Source organism: Oceanisphaera arctica (assembly GCF_002936955.1).
GTDB classification, from domain to species: domain Bacteria; phylum Pseudomonadota; class Gammaproteobacteria; order Enterobacterales; family Aeromonadaceae; genus Oceanimonas; species Oceanimonas arctica.
The window spans coordinates 30614-49523 of the sequence record NZ_MPZM01000015.1; the positions used below are offsets into that span (position 1 = coordinate 30614).

Annotated in this window: 16 protein-coding genes and 6 tRNA genes; 3 read left to right on the top strand and 19 right to left on the bottom strand. The window is 57.6% G+C overall.

The features are described from left to right. The first annotated feature begins 9 nt into the window (after nt 1-9). On the top strand, nt 10-648 hold the full coding sequence (locus UN63_RS08775; protein WP_146084730.1) for a hypothetical protein: 639 nt from the start codon (nt 10-12) through the stop codon (nt 646-648). Here the strand turns inward: UN63_RS08775 and deoD are convergent. From deoD to UN63_RS08870, 19 genes are all read right to left on the bottom strand, one after another. Then, on the bottom strand, nt 631-1347 hold the full coding sequence (gene deoD / locus UN63_RS08780) for a purine-nucleoside phosphorylase (RefSeq protein ID WP_104486399.1): 717 nt from the start codon (nt 1345-1347) through the stop codon (nt 631-633). The two genes, UN63_RS08775 and deoD, sit on opposite strands and share 18 nt — an antisense overlap. 424 nt (nt 1348-1771) lie before the next feature. Next, nucleotides 1772-2902, bottom strand: coding sequence for a sodium ion-translocating decarboxylase subunit beta (locus UN63_RS08785; RefSeq protein ID WP_104486400.1), 1131 nt, complete (start codon nt 2900-2902; stop codon nt 1772-1774). A gap of 9 nt (nt 2903-2911) precedes the next feature. Next, nucleotides 2912-4714 (bottom strand): sodium-extruding oxaloacetate decarboxylase subunit alpha, encoded by a 1803-nt coding sequence (oadA, locus tag UN63_RS08790; protein WP_104486401.1) that lies wholly within the window; start codon nt 4712-4714, stop codon nt 2912-2914. Between the two features lie 24 nt (nt 4715-4738). After that, entirely contained in the window at nt 4739-5035 is a 297-nt protein-coding gene (locus UN63_RS08795) for an OadG family protein (protein WP_181068213.1), read from the bottom strand. 311 nt (nt 5036-5346) lie between these two features. Continuing rightward, a tRNA-Arg gene (locus tag UN63_RS08800) sits at nt 5347-5423 on the bottom strand. Nucleotides 5424-5429: 6 nt separating this feature from the next. Next, nucleotides 5430-5522 (bottom strand) — tRNA-Ser (locus tag UN63_RS08805). A 57-nt stretch (nt 5523-5579) separates the two neighbouring features. Further along, nucleotides 5580-5656: transfer RNA gene (locus UN63_RS08810), tRNA-Arg, on the bottom strand. A 25-nt stretch (nt 5657-5681) separates the two neighbouring features. Continuing rightward, nucleotides 5682-5758: transfer RNA gene (locus tag UN63_RS08815), tRNA-Arg, on the bottom strand. A gap of 40 nt (nt 5759-5798) precedes the next feature. Then, a tRNA-Arg gene (locus UN63_RS08820) sits at nt 5799-5875 on the bottom strand. 6 nt (nt 5876-5881) lie between these two features. Then, a tRNA-Ser gene (locus UN63_RS08825) sits at nt 5882-5974 on the bottom strand. Between the two features lie 135 nt (nt 5975-6109). Beyond that, nucleotides 6110-6301, bottom strand: coding sequence for a carbon storage regulator CsrA (gene csrA / locus UN63_RS08830; RefSeq protein WP_104486403.1), 192 nt, complete (start codon nt 6299-6301; stop codon nt 6110-6112). Nucleotides 6302-6491: 190 nt separating this feature from the next. Further along, nucleotides 6492-9116, bottom strand: coding sequence for an alanine--tRNA ligase (gene alaS, locus UN63_RS08835; RefSeq protein ID WP_104486404.1), 2625 nt, complete (start codon nt 9114-9116; stop codon nt 6492-6494). A gap of 104 nt (nt 9117-9220) precedes the next feature. Next, nucleotides 9221-9679, bottom strand: a complete 459-nt coding sequence (locus UN63_RS08840; RefSeq protein WP_229793416.1) for a regulatory protein RecX — start codon at nt 9677-9679, stop codon at nt 9221-9223. A gap of 59 nt (nt 9680-9738) precedes the next feature. After that, on the bottom strand, nt 9739-10803 hold the full coding sequence (recA, locus tag UN63_RS08845; RefSeq protein WP_104486406.1) for a recombinase RecA: 1065 nt from the start codon (nt 10801-10803) through the stop codon (nt 9739-9741). A gap of 70 nt (nt 10804-10873) precedes the next feature. Beyond that, entirely contained in the window at nt 10874-11368 is a 495-nt protein-coding gene (locus UN63_RS08850; protein WP_104486407.1) for a CinA family protein, read from the bottom strand. 99 nt (nt 11369-11467) lie between these two features. Beyond that, the gene (locus UN63_RS08855) at nt 11468-12202 is read right to left on the bottom strand and encodes a sulfite exporter TauE/SafE family protein (RefSeq protein WP_104486408.1); all 735 of its coding nucleotides are present in this window, start codon (nt 12200-12202) and stop codon (nt 11468-11470) included. 357 nt (nt 12203-12559) lie between these two features. Continuing rightward, nucleotides 12560-13309 (bottom strand): DUF3726 domain-containing protein, encoded by a 750-nt coding sequence (locus UN63_RS08860; protein WP_104486409.1) that lies wholly within the window; start codon nt 13307-13309, stop codon nt 12560-12562. After that, nucleotides 13309-15030, bottom strand: a complete 1722-nt coding sequence (locus UN63_RS08865; RefSeq protein WP_104486410.1) for a hypothetical protein — start codon at nt 15028-15030, stop codon at nt 13309-13311. The genes UN63_RS08860 and UN63_RS08865 overlap by 1 nt, the downstream gene beginning before the upstream one ends. Before the next feature lie 387 nt (nt 15031-15417). Next, nucleotides 15418-16308 carry a LysR family transcriptional regulator gene (locus UN63_RS08870; protein ID WP_104486411.1) on the bottom strand — a complete coding sequence of 297 codons (891 nt, stop codon included), beginning with the start codon at nt 16306-16308 and terminating at the stop codon, nt 15418-15420. A gap of 94 nt (nt 16309-16402) precedes the next feature. Between UN63_RS08870 and UN63_RS08875 the strand changes: the two genes are divergently transcribed. Next, on the top strand, nt 16403-17845 hold the full coding sequence (locus UN63_RS08875) for an aldehyde dehydrogenase family protein (RefSeq protein ID WP_104486412.1): 1443 nt from the start codon (nt 16403-16405) through the stop codon (nt 17843-17845). 13 nt (nt 17846-17858) lie between these two features. Then, the gene (locus tag UN63_RS08880; RefSeq protein WP_219821106.1) at nt 17859-18869 is read left to right on the top strand and encodes a dipeptidase; all 1011 of its coding nucleotides are present in this window, start codon (nt 17859-17861) and stop codon (nt 18867-18869) included. The last annotated feature ends 41 nt before the right edge of the window (nt 18870-18910 follow it).

The following is an 18910-nucleotide window of genomic DNA, read 5'->3' on the forward strand; positions in this document are numbered from 1 at the left end:
GCTATTCCTATGCTCACAAAGACCGGCGCTCAGGGTAGCGTATTGCTTTTTCGCCAGGCAAGAGACAATATTGCCGCCATGTGGAAAAAACACCCTGTAATACACAAACCGCTGCTGTCGCTCCTGCTCCTGCTACTGGTGTCGTTCACCGGCTGGCAGTGGCTGCAAGTCACACAACTTGGCTATCATTGGCGACAGTTACCCCAGCGAACGCTGGCCGCCCCGCTTGCCGATTATGCCGAACTGCAGGCGATAAAATCCCTGCAGACCGATGACGCCGAGAGCCGCCGCCAGCTGGTGGAGGAACTGGTCAGCGCCAAGCTGGTGGTAGCGGCACAACTGTACGATGGTGGCGGCCAGCTACTGGCCGAAGCCGGCATCCTCGGCGATGGCGAACTCCCCTACATACGCCCATTATACCGGGAGAATCGGCCCGTCGGCTTCTTGCGCCTGCAGTTGGCGCCGTCGTCGCTAACGGAAGCGCAACGCAGTATATGGCAACAACTGCTGCATCATTTAAGCTGGCTGTTACCGCTGTGTGCGCTGCTGGGTATTCTGGCCGGCCTGGGACTCAATCGCCGGCGGAAAAGACAGCAGCCAGCGGCAGACACACCGCCGCCACAAGAGCAATCAGGCACCGCCGAGTAACACCGACTCCAACGCCACCTCCATCATGTCGTTGAAGCTGGTCTGGCGCTCGTCGGCACTCAGCGCCTCGTGACGCAGGATATGATCCGACACGGTACAGATGGTCAGCGCCCGAGCGCCGTATTCGGCGGCCACGCCATACAGCCCCGCCGCTTCCATCTCTACCCCCAGGATGCCGTAACGCTTCATCAGCTCGAACAGCTCGGGCTGGGGCGAATAGAACAGATCGGCCGAAAAAATATTTCCCACCTTGACCGGCACCTTGCAGGCCTTCGCCGTCGCCACCGCCTGACTGACCAGCTCGAAGTCCGCAAGGGCGGCAAAGTCGTGCTCCATAAAGCGAATGCGATTGACCCGGGAGTCGGTACTGGCGCCCAGGCCGATCACCACATCCCTGAGCGCCACGTCATCACGCACGGCACCGCAGGATCCCACCCGGATCAGGGTGTTGACGCCAAACTCGGTGATCAGCTCCTTGGCATAGATGGACACCGACGGAATGCCCATTCCATGGCCCATTACCGAGATAGCCCGGCCCTTGTAGGTGCCGGTAAAACCAAGCATGTTTCGTACCTGATTTACCTGTCTGACGTCGGACAGAAAGGTATCGGCGATATACTTCGCCCGCAACGGATCACCCGGCATCAGCACGGTATCGGCAAAGTCACCTCGTTCGGCCTTGATATGGGGGGTCGCCATGGGTTGCTCACTCCTCTGTTGGTCTTTGGGATAAACATAACACCAATTACACTAATCATCTGATCAGTATGTTTGCCTGTCCCCCGGAGGCAACACAGGGATGGCGGGAATGCCGGAACGGCAGGAGCATTTTCCGGCCATGGCATGTCACGGTCGTGGGAACCGTGCTCTGTTGCCTCTTCTTGGGCACCAAGCTTCCCGAAAGCACCACCCGATGACTCCAATGCATCGAGGAGGGCAAAGGGATCTGCTCCGCCGACCTTCTGTTTCAGGGATGAAACAGAGAGCGTACATGGAGGTATTTATAGCGAGTCGGCGGAGCGGGCCCTTTGTCCGACGCTTGCTCTGCTATCAAACAGTAGAAAAACAAAAGGCGCCCGCAGGCGCCTTGTTTACATCTGTAAAAACGTTCGGAAAAGCCGGATTAACCGACCAGTGCCAGCAGTACACCGGCGGCAACGGCCGACCCCAGCACACCGGCCACGTTCGGGCCCATGGCATGCATCAGCAGGAAGTTCTGGTTGTTGGCTTCCAGCCCCACCTTGTTGACCACCCGGGCCGCCATGGGTACCGCCGAGACACCGGCTGCACCGATCAGCGGGTTGACCTTGCCACCGGACAGCTTGCACATCAGCTTGGCCATCAGCACACCACCGGCGGTGCCGATGGAAAACGCCACCGCGCCCAGCGCCAGAATGCCCAGGGTGTCGATGGTCAGGAACTTTTCCGCCGACAGCTTGGAACCCACCGCCAGACCGAGAAAGATGGTGACTATGTTGATCAGCTCGTTCTGTGCCGTCTTGGACAACCTGTCCACCACCCCGGATTCCTTCATCAGGTTACCCAGACAGAACATGCCGATAAGCGGAGCCGCGGCCGGCAGAAACAGTATGGTCAGGGTCAGCACCATCAACGGGAACAACACTTTCTCCCGCTTGCTTACGTGGCGCAGCTGCTCCATCTTGATTTCACGCTCTGCCTTGGTGGTCAGCAGCTTCATGATCGGCGGCTGAATAATGGGCACCAACGCCATATAGGAATAGGCCGCCACCGCGATGGCACCGAGCAGATCCGGCGCCAGCTTGGAGGCCAGGAAGATGGCCGTTGGACCATCCGCCCCCCCTATGATGGCGATAGCCGACGCATCCGCCAGGGTAAAATCAAAGCCGGGCAACGCGTTCAGGGCAATGGCACCGAACAGGGTGGCAAAGATGCCAAACTGCGCCGCCGCCCCCAGCAACAGGGTCTTGGGGTTGGCAATCAGGGCGCCAAAGTCGGTCATGGCGCCCACCCCCATGAAGATCAGCAACGGAAAGACGCCGGTGCCGATACCCACTTCATAGATGTAATACAGCAGCCCGCCCGGATCGGCCATGCCCGCATTGGGAATGTTGGCCAGCACACCGCCGAAGCCGATGGGCAGCAACAGCAGGGGCTCGAAGCCCCTGGCGATGGCGAGATAGATGAGGCCCAGGCCCACCGCTATCATCACCAGCTGCTTCCAGTGAAAGTTGGCCAGGCCGGTTTCCTGCCACAGAGTCAGTAACGAGTCCATTTCAGCTCCTTAGGCCAGGCTGACCAGAGGGTCGCCAACGGATACGGCATCGCCCTCTTTCACCAGCACATTCAACACCTGACCGGCCCGGGCCGCACGCACTTCAGTTTCCATCTTCATGGCTTCCAGGATCAGCAGCACATCACCGGCAGCTACCTGAGTGCCTGCCTTGGCGACCACCTTGAAGATATTACCGGCCAGCGGAGCCGGAACAGCCTCACCGGAGCCGGCGGGCGCAGGGGCGACTTGCGGGGCTGCAGCAACCGGTGCGGTTGTACTCTGGGCACTGTGTACGGCGCTGATGCTGCCGGCAGGACCCACTTCCACTTCATAGACCTGTCCATCGACCTTGACCGCATAGACCTTGGAACCACCCGCCGGCTGGCTGGCAACGGATGCAGGTGCCGCTACCGGCTCGGGCTCGGTGCCCGGGGCCGGCTCGAAGGCGGAAGCATCATCGCGATGACGGATAAACTTGAGGCCGATCTGCGGGAACAGGGCGTAGGTCAGCACGTCGTCCACCTCGTCGGTGGCGACCCGCAGCTTTTCTTCTTTCGCCAATGCCTGGAACTCACCGGTCAGCTTTGCCAGCTCATCGGTCAGCAAATCCGCGGGGCGACAGGTTATCGGCTCGGCGCCGTCCAGCACCCGCTGTTGCAGCTCGGCATTCACCGGGGCCGGGGCGGCGCCGTATTCGCCTTTCAGTACGCCGGCAGTTTCCTTGGTGATGCTCTTGTAACGTTCACCGGTCAGGACGTTGATCACCGCCTGAGTACCGACAATCTGAGAGGTCGGGGTCACCAGCGGGATAAAGCCGAGATCTTCACGCACCCGGGGAATCTCTTTCAGTACCTCGTCCATTCTGTCGGCCGCGCCCTGCTCTTTCAGCTGGCCTTCCATATTGGTGAGCATGCCACCCGGCACCTGAGACAGCAGAATCCGGGAATCGATCCCCTTGAGGCTGCCTTCGAATTTGGCGTATTTCTTGCGCACCTCGCGAAAATAGGCGGCAATCTCTTCCAGCTTGAGCAGATCCAGGCCGGTATCGCGCTCTGAGCCCTCTACCATGGCCACCAGGGTCTCTGTAGGCGAATGACCGTAGGTCATGCTCATGGAGGAAATAGATGTGTCCAGGATGTCGATACCGGCATCGATGGCTTTCATGTGGGTCGGCAGGCTCAGGCCGGTGGTGGCATGGCAATGCAATGCCAACGGCAGCTTGACCTCGGCCTTGATGCGCTTGATCAGCTTCTCGGCTTCATAGGGTTTGAGCAGACCGGCCATGTCCTTGATGCAGATAGAGTGACAGCCCATGTCTTCCAGCTTTTTCGCCATGTCCACCCACATCTCCAGGGTGTGCACCTTGGAGGTGGTATAGGAAATGGTGCCCTGGGCATGGCCTTCGACCGCCACCGTGGCCTTGATAGCGGTTTCCAGATTGCGCACGTCGTTCATGGCATCGAAGATGCGGAACACATCCATGCCGTTGGTACGGGCCCGCTCTACAAATTTGTATACCAGATCATCGGCGTAATGACGGTAGCCCAGCAGGTTCTGGCCCCGCAGCAGCATCTGCTGGGGGGTTTTCGGCATGGCTTTTTTCAGGGCGCGCAGGCGTTCCCAGGGATCTTCGCCGAGATAGCGAATACAGGAATCGAAGGTGGCACCACCCCAGGTTTCCAGCGACCAGTAGCCGATATCATCCAGCTTTTCGGCAATGGGTAGCATGTCTTCCAGCCGTAAACGGGTGGCGAGCAGAGATTGATGGGCGTCACGCAATACCACATCGGTAATGGCAAGAGGTTTGGTCATTTGACGAGCTCCATTTAAGTTCCGTTAGTTTCCGTTAAGTTCCGTTTTGGTCAGTCCGTTCGATACTGCTGACTCAGTCTTTTTTATTTTTTTATAGTGATTGATGGCGGCGCTGATGGCGGCCATTTTTTGTGGACTCAGGCCATTGCCGACAGGCATGGCTGCGGCGGCAGCCGGTCTGGGTGCTGGTTCGGCGGCGACCAGCGACAATATCTTGATGGCCAGAATGGTGAGTGAGAGAAAGGCAAAGACAAACATCATGCCCAGCCCCATCAGTCCGGCGGCTTCAACTAGTTGAGAAGATACATTATTCATCAGCATGCTCCTTGCTGTCTGCGATTCGGCCACGAGCATACCCAGCTTGCAGAGGCATTGGCAACGGTGCATGTTCAAAAGTGTTGTAAAGATTACAAAAAAATTTCACTCAGGTGATTAAAGTCACATTTAAAACCAAAAAATAAACATAAAAATTCACTAACACTCTAAAAAGGTAATTTGAATACAAAAATAAAAGGACTTGTGCTGAAAAATGGATGGTAATACGACTATAATTGAAAACAATAGAAAGGAGAATACGATGGGAATTGAGAACAACAGACATGAAAAAGCCGGCACTGGGCCGGCTTTCAATATGGCGCATCCGGGAGGATTCGAACCTCCGACCGCTCGGTTCGTAGCCGAGTACTCTATCCAGCTGAGCTACGGATGCTTTAAATGGCGGTGAAGGAGGGATTCGAACCCTCGATGCGGGTATAAGCCGCATACTCCCTTAGCAGGGGAGCGCCTTCAGCCTCTCGGCCACCTCACCGTGTTTGCAGACAAACAATGTAAATGGAAAGGCCGGCTCAGAGCCGGCCTTTCAATATGGCGCATCCGGGAGGATTCGAACCTCCGACCGCTCGGTTCGTAGCCGAGTACTCTATCCAGCTGAGCTACGGATGCATTTTAAACTCTTGTAAGATTCAGATGGCGCATCCGGGAGGATTCGAACCTCCGACCGCTCGGTTCGTAGCCGAGTACTCTATCCAGCTGAGCTACGGATGCTTTTCTGAAACTTATCTAACCTGGTACTGCTTTCTAAATATGGCGCATCCGGGAGGATTCGAACCTCCGACCGCTCGGTTCGTAGCCGAGTACTCTATCCAGCTGAGCTACGGATGCTTTAAATGGCGGTGAAGGAGGGATTCGAACCCTCGATGCGGGTATAAGCCGCATACTCCCTTAGCAGGGGAGCGCCTTCAGCCTCTCGGCCACCTCACCGTGTTTGCGGGGCGTATATTAACGTCAGGCCAAAATAAGTCAAACACTTTTCTCACCTGATTCTTTTGTTCGAACACTCTTTAAACACAATGGGTTAAAAGCAGCCATCAAGAACAAAAAACACCCCAAAATAGATTAGAACTGGCTGTCTTCTGCGGTGCCTTTCTCGGCCTGTATCCGCATATAAATCTCTTCACGGTGCACAGATACTTCTTTCGGCGCATTTACACCGATACGAACCTGGTTACCCTTAACACCTAGTACGGTTACGGTGACTTCGTCACCAATCATCAGGGTTTCCCCTACTCGTCGAGTCAAAATCAGCATCTGGCTGCTCCTGTATACGTTATGTAATAGTCGAAAATGTTTTTTATTATCCGATAAAGGTGTTCAAAAACCTAGCTTTTCCCCTATTAACAGATGGGGTGCCCTCGTTTCCAAATCAAGAGGCCTGTCGAAGACAGGCCTCTTTTATTGCCACTTGTTGCCACAGCGGCGTATTTTTACCCTTTTGACATTATAGCCGTTCTGTCAACCAGGGGGTGACGGAAGCCAGGGCCGCCGGCAGCTGGGCCGGTTCGGTACCGCCGGCCTGAGCCATATCCGGTCGGCCGCCGCCCTTGCCACCCACCTGCTGGGCCACCAGGTTAACCAGCTCACCGGCCTTGACCTTGCCAGTCAGATCCTTGGTCACGCCGGCAATCAGGCTGACCTTACCCTCGGTCACGGTCGCCAGCACCACGATACCGGATTGCAGCTTGACCTTGAGATCGTCCAGAGAGCCGCGCAGCGACTTGCTGTCGACGCCTTCCAGGTTGGCCACCAGTACCTTGGTACCGTTCACCTCGATAACCTGCTCCAGCAGCGCCGTGCCCGCATGGGCGGTCAGCTTGGCCTTGAGCTGCTCGATTTCCTTTTCGAGCTGACGGCTGCGATCCAGTACCTGCCGGACCTTGTCCGACACCGAGAACAAGTCTCCCTTCACCAGGCTGGCCGTCTGGGCCAGTTCCTGATTCAGCTGATACAGATAGGCCTGAGCCGCATCACCGGTGACGGCTTCGATGCGACGAACCCCGGCGGCAATACCGCTTTCGGACAGGATTTTGAACAGGCCGATATCACCGGTACGCTGTACGTGGGTACCACCACACAATTCGGTGGAAGCATCGCCCATCGACACCACTCGTACTTCGTCGTCGTATTTCTCGCCGAACAGCGCCATGGCGCCGGCGTCCTTGGCAGAGTCCAAATCCATTAGCTGGGTAGAAACCGCGTGGTTGGCACGGATCTCCTTGTTGACCATGTCTTCGATTTCACGAATTTCCTGCGCTGTCATTGCTTCCAGATGGGAAAAATCGAAGCGCAGACGATCCGGGCCTACCAGAGAGCCTTTCTGAATGACGTGGTCACCCAGCAGCTTGCGCAGGCAGTCGTGCATCAGGTGAGTGACCGAGTGGTTGAGGGCCGTGGCCTGACGACGATAGCTGTCTACCGCTGCTGTGACCGCCTCTCCCACTTCCAGGGTGCCCAGCTCCAGCTGACCCAGGTGCAGTATCCCCTTACCGGCTTTCTGGGTGTCTCTGACCACGAAGAGGCCGTCGTCGAGCTTGATCACACCGGTATCACCGACCTGACCACCGGACTCACCATAGAAGGGGGTCTTGTCCAGCACCACGGCGCCTTCTTCACCCGCAATCAGCGCCGATACCTGCTCGCCGTCCTTGAACAGCGCCGTCACCCTGGCCGACTCGGCCAGGTGCTGGTAACCGGTAAAGTCGGTCTCGCCATCCACCTTGATCACCTTGGAGTAATCCACACCGAAGTTGGAGGCTTCCTTGGCCCGCTCCCGCTGCTGCTGCATCAGGATTTCGAAACCGGCTTCATCGATGCTCAGCTCGCGGTCGCGCAGCACGTCGGCAGTCAGATCCGCCGGAAAACCGTAGGTATCGTACAGCTTGAACACCACCTCGCCCGGCAGCACCTTGGCGTCGCCCAGCTCACCGATGGCATCTTCCAGCAGCTGCAGACCGCGACCCAGGGTACGGGCAAACTGCTCTTCTTCCAGCCGCAGCACCTTCTCGATAATAGCGCGCTGGGTGTTCAGCTCCGGGTAGGCATCGGCCATCTGCTCGCACAGGGCGCCCACAAGGGTATAGAAGAAGGACTGCTCGGCACCCAGCTTGCGACCATGGCGCACGGCACGGCGAATGATACGGCGCAACACATAGCCCCGGCCTTCGTTGGACGGCATGACACCATCGGCGATAAGGAAAGAGCAGGAACGGATATGATCGGCGATGACCCGCAGTGACTTGTTGTCCAGATCTTGTGTGCCCACGGCCCGGGCCGCCGCCTTGATCAGTGCCTGGAACAGGTCGATTTCGTAGTTGGAATGCACGCCCTGCAAAATGGTGGCGATACGCTCCAGTCCCATGCCGGTGTCAACCGACGGCTTGGGCAGCGGCTCCATGGTGCCGTCTGCCTGGCGGTTAAACTGCATGAACACCAGGTTCCAGATCTCGATATAACGATCGCCGTCTTCTTCCGGGCTGCCGGGAGGGCCGCCCCAGATGTGTTCACCGTGATCGTAGAAAATTTCGGTACAGGGGCCGCAGGGACCGGTATCACCCATGGTCCAGAAGTTGTCGGACGCATACTGGGCGCCCTTGTTGTCGCCGATACGCACGATGCGCTCGACCGGCACGCCGACTTCCTTCGACCAGATATCGAAGGCTTCGTCGTCGGTGGCGTAAACGGTTACCCACAGTTTGTCTGTGGGCAACTTGACCACGTCGGTCAGAAACTCCCAGGCGAAGCGAATGGCATCCTGCTTGAAGTAGTCACCAAAACTGAAGTTACCCAGCATTTCGAAAAAAGTATGGTGACGCGCGGTATAACCCACATTCTCCAGATCGTTGTGCTTGCCGCCGGCGCGCACGCAACGCTGAGAGCTGGTCGCCCGGTTGTAGGCCCGCTGCTCCAGTCCCAGGAACAGATCCTTGAACTGGTTCATGCCGGCATTGGTAAACAGCAGGGTCGGGTCGTTGTGGGGAACCAGCGAGCTGGATGCCACCACCTGGTGGCCCTGCTGGCGGAAATACTCGAGAAACGCGGTGCGTAACTCAGATGTGGTCATCTGCATGGATAATCCTGTTCTATTGCTGGGTTCATAGGCGTTAACCCGGATAATTTAAAAGGTATCCGGGCTAATGTAAAACGCGCCTTGCAACGGCGGGGCAGAAAGGGCTACTCCGGCGGTGTCTCCAGGGCGTAGCGAACATGGTCTGAAGTGAAGCCCCGGCTCTGCAGATAACGCACGCGCCTGGCTTTTTCCTTGATATCCAGCCGGTCTGCAAAGGCGAAGCGGGACCGGTAGCAGGCCAGTGCCAGCTCAAACCAGTCGGGGGCTTCCTCTTCCAGCGCCTGCTCGATATCGGCCTGAGTTACGCCCTTGCGCTGCAGCTCGACACGAATACGCAACGGACCGTGCTTCTTGAAGATATGCTGACGCACCTGCACAGCGGCATAACGGCTGTCGGCCAGCCATTGTTGCTGTTCCAGTTTATCCAGCGCCAGCTCGATAAGCTCGGCATCAAACTGCCGCTGGCGCAGCTTCTGGGCCAGCTCACGGCGGCTATGATCCCGGCGGGAGAGCAGCCTGAGGGCGCAATCCCACAGCTGTTGAGGGGTAAGTGGTGATTCCATCATGTTCTGCTAAAACAAAAACCGATAAAAGCAAAGGCCGGGAAATCCCGGCCTTTTCATTAAAATTCTTCGTTGTTGTCCGGGCTATCCAGCTCGGCCAGCGCCTCGCCTTTTACCTCGTCTTTGGCGGTTCCCGGCGCCAGCAACAGCATTTCGCGCAACAGACGCTCGATTTCATTGGAGATGTCTTTATGCTCCAACAGGTATTTCATCGAGTTCGCCTTGCCCTGACCGATCTTGTTGCCTTTATAGCTATACCAGGCACCGGCTTTTTCAACCAGCTTGTGCTTGACGCCCAGCTCGATCAGTTCGCCTTCCTTCGAGATACCGGCGCCATACACTATCTGGAACTCGGCCTGCTTGAACGGCGGCGCCACCTTGTTCTTGACCACCTTGACCCGGGTTTCGTTACCGATGACTTCGTCACCTTCCTTGACCGCGCCGATACGGCGGATGTCCAGGCGCACCGAGGCGTAGAACTTGAGCGCGTTACCACCAGTGGTGGTTTCCGGGCTGCCAAACATGACCCCGATTTTCATCCGGATTTGGTTGATGAAGATCACCAGGCAGTTGGCGCTCTTGATGTTACCGGTCAGCTTGCGCAGCGCCTGCGACATCAGACGAGCCTGAAGACCCACATGGGAGTCGCCCATTTCGCCTTCAATTTCGGCACGTGGCGTCAGAGCCGCCACCGAGTCGACGATGATGACGTCGACGGCACCGGAACGCACCAGCATGTCGCAGATTTCCAGCGCCTGCTCACCGGTATCCGGCTGAGAGACCAGCAAATCGTCGACGTTCACACCCAGCTTACCCGCATACTGCGGATCCAGCGCGTGCTCTGCATCCACGAAGGCACAGACCTTGCCGGCACGCTGTGCCTCGGCTATCACCTGCAGAGTCAGGGTGGTTTTACCGGAGGACTCGGGACCATAGATCTCGACAATACGACCGGTGGGCAGGCCGCCGATACCGAGCGCAATATCCAGCGACAGGGAGCCGGTAGAAATGGACTCGATATTCAACGCCTTGTTGTCGCCCAGTCGCATGATAGAGCCTTTGCCAAATTGCTTTTCAATCTGACCCAGGGCCGCAGCCAAGGCTTTTTCTTTGTTCTGATCCATGAGGAACTCCGCTGATTAAGCTAATGCGTCGAAAAATATAAGGTTGAGTATACTGGTTATTCGTACAGTATCAAGTGCGAGAAGAGGCCAGCAGGGCCAGACAATCCTGCAGCGCCGCCGCTATGGTTTGTCGGCGCACGGCCAGGCGGTCACCCTCGAGCTGCAGCAGGCGGCAATGGGTTTTATCTTCCGCCGCCAGGTAACAGGCCAGCCAGACGGTGCCGACCGGTTTTTCCGGGCTGCCACCGCCAGGGCCTGCGATACCGCTGACCGCTACCCCGAGCGAGTCGCCGGCGGCGGCACAAGCTCCCCTGGCCATGGCGATCACCACCGCCTCGCTGACTGCACCATCGCGCTCGATAATAGCCGGCTCGACGCCCAGCATCTCGCTCTTGGCCGCATTGGAGTAGGTTACAAAGCCCCGCTCGAACCAGGCCGAACTGCCGGCAATATCGGTGATGGTACAGGCAATGCCGCCCCCGGTACAGGATTCGGCCGTGGTCACCGTCAGCCCTCGACTCAGTAATACTTCACCCAGTTGTTGTGCCAGTGTAGCCAGATTCAAAGCGCCCTCCCCGGTTCCATCTATTGCCGAAAACAGACGGTTATTATGCCGATCCGGGTCGGCATCGCCAACGGCTATCGGCGCCCTGTCAGTGAACCTTTATCCGTTCAGGCCGCCGGTTACCCCCTGCCACAACACCACCAGCGCCGACAGGGCGGAAATCAGCAGTATTGCCGGCCGGGCACTGTCTTTCTGAAAGACCTTTTCAAGCCGCCGTGATAGCCAGAATCCCAGCAGCACGCCGGGAATCATCTTCAGGATCAGCGAGGGAGCAAGCAGGTCAAGACCGCCATTGAGCAACAACATCAATACCGACAGTGGCGTCCCTATCAGGAAAAAAGCGGCAATCTCGTTGCGGGTCGTTAATCGTGACTCATGTTGATAGAGCAAGGCCATGGGCGGCCCTCCGACCGAGGTCGCGGTGCCCAGCACGCCGGAAAAAAATCCCGCCACCGTCAGGCTGACCGGGGTCAGCGCCAGCCCATAGCGACGCAGGCTCAACCACACCGCCAACAACAGGGCTGTGCCAAAAAACAGGCTCAGTTGCCAGGGCGCTATGCTCACCAGCAAGAGGGCGCCGCACCAGGAGCCGGGCAGCCGCGCCACTATGGCGGGCAGTACACGCCGCCAGTTCAGCGAGTGCCGCTGTTTGAGTACCACCACGATAGACAGCATCCAGCCCAGCACCAATACGGGGCCCGGCACATAGGCGGGATCGATCAGATACAGCAGGGGCGCGGCCAGCAGGCCAAAGCCGATGCCTACCCAGGCCTGCACCACAATACCGCCGGTCACGATCAGCAGCGCCAGCAGATCATCGGGAGAATACAGCATGCCGTTATCCTGCGTAAAAAGCGGCTATTCTAGCACGCAATAATGGCACCAAGCCGAAGACATGGCTCACTGCCAGAAAGACGGTCACAGGCGGCGCCGAAATTTGCATATTGCACGAATGTAGTAGCTGCTTCAGCTGCTAAATCCGGCAACGCCGGATCTGATGCACAGGTCAGCCCCGAGCCATCGAAGAAACCAAACCGAGATCCTGACCTCCGTCAGGATGACGGCAAAGGGCAAGTTCCTGTGCCGTATCAACGGATGACTTAAACGAAAAAGGCACCAATCTATTCTATAAAGAAAGGTGCCTGTTTTTAAGCTGAGTGCTGAGTGCTGAGTGCTGAGTGCCTGGTATTGTTACCTGCTGCCGGCTCCCTGGCGGGAACGATCGCTGTTTTCCACCAGAATACCGGCACCGAGACGGTTGATCTCGGCCCACAGCGCCTCGTCAATCTCGATGCCGTTGTCGATGATATATTCCTTGTTCTCGGCCAGATCCTCGGGGCTCATGTAGCGGGCGTTGCGGTTGCCCTTGGAGCGCTGCAGCGATCCGGCCAGATCCACTCGCGAGCTGCAGACGATGGTCAGCGCCTGGTGTTCATCCGGGCTGGACACCAGGTTGGTGGCCGCCTCGCTGAAGCTGGGGTAACGCTCCCCCGCCTTGATGGCCGCCGCATACTCTTTGACCGTCTTGCTGCCATTCTGCCAGTAGGCGGTTACGCTGATACCGCGCCGGCCACAGTCGGTCATGGCCTTGAGTGCAAACATGCGATTATGGCAGTTATGCACGGTAATGGTGGCGATGCCGCTTTCCAGCGCCTTGGCGTGGGCCAGATCGACCGAAGAGGCGATGCAGTTCAGCGCACTGCGGCCGTTGCTGTCGATAATGGCCGAGGTGCTGTCTTCATAGACCACAGTGCTCAGCGGTTTGTCGGCATCCAGGCCGATATAGGGCAGTGCCCGCTTCAGCTCTTCCAGCCCGTTGAGGCCGTGTTTTTCCAGCCATAACACCATGTTGGCGGCATCTTCGTAATTGCCCACGAAGTAACCGGAGGCTTCAAAACAGCGACGCAGGGCCGCCTTCAGCTCATTCATCGAGACCTGCATCAGATTTCTCCTTGCGATACGGGCGCCAGGGGCATAAACCAGTCGTCGTTATAGATGTTGCCGATGTCTTCCAGCAAGGGCGCGCCCTGATACATGGTATTGCGTACCCACAGCTTGGAGCGCGGATCGAACTTGCTGACCCCGAAGAATGACAGCTTGCAGCGCAGCAGGTGCATGGGCAGTATGTCCCGCGCCAGCAGGTTGGCCTGAATATCACCGTACACGCATCGGTCCATGCTCTGGATGCGGCGCACTATGCCGCGCAGCTTAGGCCGGGCCACCATGAAGCGGGCCGTGGTGTGTTCGGGATATTCCTTAATGTACTGGCACAGCTGCTCGTAACACTTGTACACCGCGTAGCCCACGCCCAGCGCCATCTGTTTTTCCTTACCACTGTCGAGGGCACTTTCACCCAGCCGAGGCTCCATTTTTTCTTCCGAGCGATACCAGAAAATATCCCGGGCTCCCGCCTTGCTGAAGTCGATTTTCAGCGTCCAGTCGTAGCGCCGCTCGATCACCTCTTTCAGCTTCTGCAGCGGCATCAGCGGATCCAGATCGAGAAACTCTTCCACGCAATAGTAGTCATCGAGCCCGTCCACCAGTTGCGGGTACAGCTCCAGCAACACAGAAATCAGCAGCTCCTGCCCTTGCAGCGAGCAATGTTGCTCGCTCCAGGCCAGCAGTTCATTCCAGTTGCTCAGAGACCGACTGGCCTCTTGCTGCAAGGCCACCAGATCCTCGATCACCCTTTTGTTATTCTCGGTCTGCCAGGGATCTTCGGTCAGGGTTTCAGCCATGTGCCGGGCACAGCGGGCCAGCAGGGTATCGAACTGACGGCGCACCGGCTCGTCGATATGCCCCAGGCTACGCACCAGCGCCAGCGCCAGCTCGCGCAGCTCCACCCACCGGTTGATCAGCATGGGGTGGTTGATCAGATAAGGCGCCATGCCGAGACCGGTGGAGTTACCGATGCCGAAGTAACGTTTTATGTCCGGCTGCATGGGATTGTATTGCTGCGGATTGCGGCTTTGGGCGATATGCTCCACCTGCAGCAGACTGAAGTTTCTCAGCATGAAACAGGCAAACATCTCGGCGGCAAAGGGACGGGCAAAGTCCGGATAGCGGCTGCTGACCTTGTCCCAGTCGGCCATGCCCAACTTGCCGCTGCCATAGACGGCGGTGGTGCGATAGAGATAACCGACTTTGGCTATTTTGGCCACATCGGGCTGCTCGCCTTTAGCCAGCTGATCGACCACATAATCGAAGTTGCGGGCGCTGCGATTGGCACGAGACAACACGAACACCCGCGAGTCCACCCGACCCGCCTCCTGCAGGGGTACATTCTGGCGCAAAAACGCCAGATAATCGTCTTCGACCCGGCCTTCCACCAGCGCCATGGTCAGATCCCATTTGCTGGCGATCACCCTGTCGTTACGCTCATCCGGGCTCAGGTAATCGGAAAAAATGACGAAGCTGAACAGACCCTGGGGGGTGTTGATTTCATAAATAACGGTGCCGTAACCGTCGGCACACAAGTCCAGACGGGCGGTATCGATCTGCCAGCGTTCCAGCATGATGCGACGCACCAGTATACGCATGAAACTCAGTCGACTCTGGTGCATAGCGCCCAGCCGTTCCAGATCCATCACCTGATCAACGGGTCGCAGCGGCAGTGCATTCGGACCCCGCAGGGAGGCTTTGATCGCAGCTAACCTCATCATGTTTCTACCCTCGATTATTGCTACATGTCCTTATTGCGCCATTCATCGGACACGCAGCCCGACACGACACAGGGTTTGGAAGAGAAGACGGCATCGGATTTTTGTTTCGAATGATCGGCCTACTTCCTGCCTCATGGAGCGCATCATCGGACAAAGCGATAAAACCAGACAAGTTAAATGGATATATCAATTGATAAGAAAAGTTTATCAAGGTGCTAACGGGGCGCATAAATCCTGATGATCATGTAAATAGCCGACTGTTTTATCAGTGAAAATAATTAACAAAAATGAGAGGCTGGCTGGTTATGAAGATGCTCTCCTGCCGGGCGGGGAGCCCGGCAGGGCGGGGAGCCCGGCAGGGCGGGGAGCCCGGCAGGGATTAGCGATTCAGTCTGGTCGACTGGCCAGGATGAAATCGACCAGCGCCTGAGCCGGTGGGGTCAACGACTTGTTATTCAGCCGAATGATACCGATGCGCCGCGTGATCACCGGAGTGTGCAGGGGAATAAAGGTGAGTCGAGAGTTGTCTTTTGGAAAGGCATACCAGGGTAGCGTGGTCACGCCAAAGCCCGCCTCCAACATGGCAACCAACGAGATCATGTTGGAAATATAGTATTGAGAGTGGGCCAATAGCGACTCCGCCTCACTGCCCTCCAGCAAACGAGAAGTGCCATTACTGATTAATCGATATTGCTGCAACGCCTGCCAATGCAACTCGCTGTGGCTGGCCAATGGGTGGTCATGGGGACACACCACGCCTAATTTATCTTCCCACACCGGGGTAAAGTGCTTTTCACTCTGGTCATGCTCGTCGAACAGGCTGGCGATACCGAAATCTACCTGCTGGTTTTCCACCATCTTCAGCACGGCGCCCGAGTTATCGTCGAACACACTGACGTACAGTTCACTATCGCCGATAAAGTTCATCAACAGCTCGGGTAGAAAGCGACTGGCGATGGACGGCACCGAGGCCAGCCGCAAATGACCGGTCTTGTGCTCGGCCAGCAGCGTCATGTCTTCGGCAATGCGGTCATGATGGGCAATCAGCTCTTTGGCCCTGGGCAGAAAATGCTTGCCAAAAGGCGTCAGTTCGGTCTTGGCGGCTCGGCTGTTGCGTTTCTCGAACAGCGACTCGCCCAGCTTGTTTTCCAGATCGCGAATAGAAAGAGAGATGGCCGGCTGGGTCCGGTGTGCCTTTTCGGCAGCAACGTGAAAGCCTTTCAACTCGGCAACCCAGACGAAGTGACGCAGCTGTGTGATCTTGAACTCCGGCAACAAGATAAGTCTTCCTTATCAATCAATATTATTTATTAATTTTTATTATTAAATCACAGCTCCTATCATGAATCCAACTTGGTATAGGAGATCTATTATGTCTGTTTCAGTATTTCACAACTACATTGCCGGTGAGTGGGTTGAAGGTTCAAGCTCAATTGCCAACGTCAGCCCTTCCGACCTCAGCGATGTAATAGGTCACTACGCCCAGGCCGATGCCGCCCAGACCAAAGCCGCCATCGCCGCCGCCGTTAACGGCCAGCTGGAATGGCAGAAAAGCGGTCTGGAACAGCGCTACGCCGTGCTGATGGCCATCGGTGACGAACTCATCGCCCGCAAAGACGAATTGGGCCGGATCCTCGCCCGTGAAGAAGGCAAGACCCTGGCCGAAGGCGCCGGTGAAGTCTACCGTTCCGGTCAGTTCTTCCACTACTACGCCGCCGAAGTGCTGCGCCAGATGGGCGAAACCGCCGATTCCGTGCGCCCCGGCGTCGAAATCGAAACCCGCCGCGAGCCCGTCGGTGTGGTCGGCATCATCACTCCCTGGAACTTCCCGACCGCTACCGGCGCCTGGAAAATTGCCCCGGCCCTGGCCTTCGGCAATGCCGTGGTGTGGAAGCCGGCCAATCAGGTGCCCGCCTCTGCCTGGGCGCTGACCGAGATCATCTCGCGCCAGAACCTGCCTGCCGGTACCTTCAACCTGGTCATGGGACCCGGTGCAGAGGTCGGTGATGTGCTGATCAACTCCCGCGATATCAATGCCCTGACCTTTACCGGCTCGCTGGAAACCGGTCGCAAGGTTGCCGCGGCCACCGCTGTCAATCTGGTCAAGTGCCAGCTGGAAATGGGCAGCAAGAACGCCCTGGTGGTGCTGGATGATGCGGATCTGGACAACGCGGTCGAGTGTGCAGTGGGCGGCGCCTACGGCGGCACCGGTCAAAAGTGTACTGCATCTTCCCGCCTGATCGTCACCGAAGGCATTCACGACCGCTTCGTCGCCGCCGTAATCGAACGCATGAAGAAGCTGGTAGTCGGTAACCCGCTGAAGGAAGGCGTGCACATCGGTGCCGTGGCCGATGCCCGCCAGATGGAGTCCAACCTGAAATACCTGGAACTGGCCAAGAGCGAAGGCGGCAAGCTGGTCTATGGCGGTGAAGTAATCACCGAAGACACCGAAGGCTACTACATGCAGCCGGCGCTGTTCACCGACACCACCAACGACATGACCATCAACCGGGAAGAAGCCTTCGCACCCATCGCCTGCGTCATCAAGGTGAAGGATTACGCCGAAGCACTGGCGACCCTGAACGACACCAACTTCGGCCTGACCGGCGGCATCTGCACCGAGTCGCTGAAATACGCCACCGACTTCAAACGCAACGCCAAGACCGGCTGTGTCATGGTCAACCTGCCGACGGCCGGTACCGATTACCATGTGCCGTTCGGCGGTCGTAAAGATTCCAGCTTCGGCCCTCGTGAACAGGGTACCTACGCCAAGGAATTCTACACCATCGTGAAAACCACCTACATCCGCGCGTAACGGGGACGGGGCCATGAGCAGAGAATTGCATAACGACATGATAGTGATCGACGGTCTCCAGTATTCCAACTGGAACCGTGAGATTTTCGAACAGCTGCACGAAGGCGGGGTCACCATGGTGCACGCCACCATCGTCTACCACGAACAGATTCGCGAAACCCTGATGCGCGTTGCCGAGTGGAATCGTCAGTTCGAGCAGCACGGCGATCTCATCATGCCGGTACGCAGCGCCGCCGATATTCGGCGTGCCAAGGCCGAAGGCAAGGTCGGTGTCATGTTCGGGGCGCAGAACTGCTCCCCTATCGAAGATGATATCGGCATGGTCGAGGTGATGCGTGATCTGAACCTGATGATCATGCAGCTGACCTATAATAACCAGAGCCTGCTGGCCTGCGGCTGCTACGAAGCGGTCGACAGCGGGGTAACCCGCTTCGGTCGTCAGGTGATCAAGGAAATGAACCGGGTCGGCATGGTGGTGGACATGAGCCACAGCGCCGAGCGCAGCACCCTGGAGGCGATCGAAATCTCCGAGCGTCCCATAGTGATCTCTCACGCCAACCCTCTGAGCTTTCACGACGCCAAGCGCAACAAGTCGGATGCGGTGCTGAAGGCACTGGCCGAGTCCGGCGGTCTGCTGGGTTTCAGTGCCTATCCCTTCCACCTGAAGAACGGCCCCGACTGTACCCTGGAAGAGTACTGCGACATGATTGCCGACACCGCCGAGCTGATGGGCGTTGACCGGCTGGGCATTGGCACCGACCTGTGTCAGAACCAGCCGCTGTCGGTGCTGGAATGGATGCGCAACGGTCGCTGGTCCAAGGCCATGGATTACGGTGAGGGCTCCAGCTCCAATGCCGACTGGCCGCGCCCGCTGTCCTGGTTCCGCGACAGCCGCGACTTCCCCAACCTGACCCAGGGTCTGCTTGCCCGGGGCTTCAGCCAGGAAGACGTGGCCAAAATCATGGGCCTGAACTGGCTCAACTTCCTGGATGATGGCCTGCAGCCGCAGGCCATCGCTCGATAAGGATGACGGGGGAGCCATGGCTCCCCCGTTCAGATGTTCCA